Annotated in this window: 1 protein-coding gene; it reads right to left on the bottom strand. The window is 69.7% G+C overall.

All coding sequences use genetic code 11. The features are described from left to right. Positions 1-7: 7 nt before the first annotated feature. Complete coding sequence (locus RF637_RS13760) at positions 8-1,315, bottom strand: ISL3 family transposase (protein ID WP_058955456.1); 1,308 nt, start codon at positions 1,313-1,315, stop codon at positions 8-10. Positions 1,316-1,426 lie beyond the last annotated feature (111 nt).

Below are 1,426 nucleotides of genomic sequence, written 5' to 3' on the forward strand. Positions count from 1 at the left end.
CGGCTCTTCAGGATCCAGGGTGTAGTCGCGGCCTGAACCCGCCGGTCTCCAGGAGCGATCTGGCGATGTAGTTGGTGAGGTTGCGGAACCCGAGCGCGGAGCCGCGCAGGTGTTCGAGCCGGCCGTTGATCGCCTCGGTCGGGCCGTTGGATGTACCAGGACGATCGAAGTAGGCCAGCACGTCGGTGGCCCGCTTGGTCAGGGTCCGGCCGAGCGTGATCACCTCGCTCAACGCACCCGGGACGCCGTGGCTGAGGGAGTGGATCAGCCGCTGCATCAGCGCTCGGCCTCGGGCCCGGTCGGGTTCTCGGTAGGCGGCGATCATCCTCTGGTAGATCCCCCAGGTGGCCTCGACCTCGACGTGGGCGTCGGCCGTGAACAGCTTCTCCAGCCGGTCCCGCTGCTTGTCGGTGAGCAGGTCCGCTCCGGTGTGCAGGGTCCGGCGAGCCGAGTAGAGGGGATCGCCGGCCCGGCCGCGGTGGCCACGGGTGTCCTGCTGAACGCGGCGCCGGCACTGATCCAGGGCATCGCCGGCCAGGCGCACGACGTGGAAGGGATCCATGACCGCGGTCGCCTCGGGCAGCTCCTCGGTGGTGGCGGTCTTGAACCCGCTGAACCCGTCCATCGCGACTACTTCCACGCCCTGGCGCCAAGGGTTCTCGCGCTCGGCCAACCATGTCTTGAACGCCTGTTTGGAGCGGCCCTCGACCATGTCCAGCAGCCGGGCGGGACCCGTCCCGGCGCGAACCGGGGTGAGGTCGATGATGACGGTGACGTACTTGTCGCCGCGGCGGGTGTGGCGCCAGACGTGCTCGTCGACGCCGATGACCTTGACCCCGTCGAACCGGCCGGGGTCGTCGATGAGCACCCGCTTGCCCTCGGCCAGCACGGCGTCGTTGGCGGTGTTCCACGAGACTCCCAGGCCTTCGGCGACGCGGGCCACGGTCAGGTGCTGGCACACGATCCCTTCCAGCGCCCACCGCAGACCGCGACGGGAGAGCCTCGCCCGCGGCTCGGCTGCCTTGGTGGTGTCCTGGCGCCACACGTGTCCGCACCCGGTGCACCGGTAGCGGCGAACCGTGACCAGCAGCGTCGTAGGTCGCCAGCCCAGCGGCTCGTGCGCCAGGCGCCGCACCACGGTGTCGCGGGGCGTGCCCTCGCAGCCGCAGCGCCGGCACCACTGGTCCGGTTCCAGGACCCGGCAGGCCAGGATCGCCTGCTCGGGCTCGAGGCGCTGACCGACGACGTCAAGACCGAGCTCGTCGAGACGGCAGAAGGTGGTCAAGTCAGGGCAGGCGAAGGTAGCGTCAGGCACGTCGAGGTCTTCCAGATGAGGCGTGTAGGAACCTTCATCTTCGGGAGGCCTCGACCCCTATCCGGCGACCGACGCGCCGACCCCAACTACACCCTGGATCCTGAAGAGCCC

This window comes from Kocuria sp. CPCC 204721, from assembly GCF_040980945.1.
In the GTDB taxonomy this organism is placed as follows: Bacteria; Actinomycetota; Actinomycetes; order Actinomycetales; family Micrococcaceae; genus Kocuria; species Kocuria marina.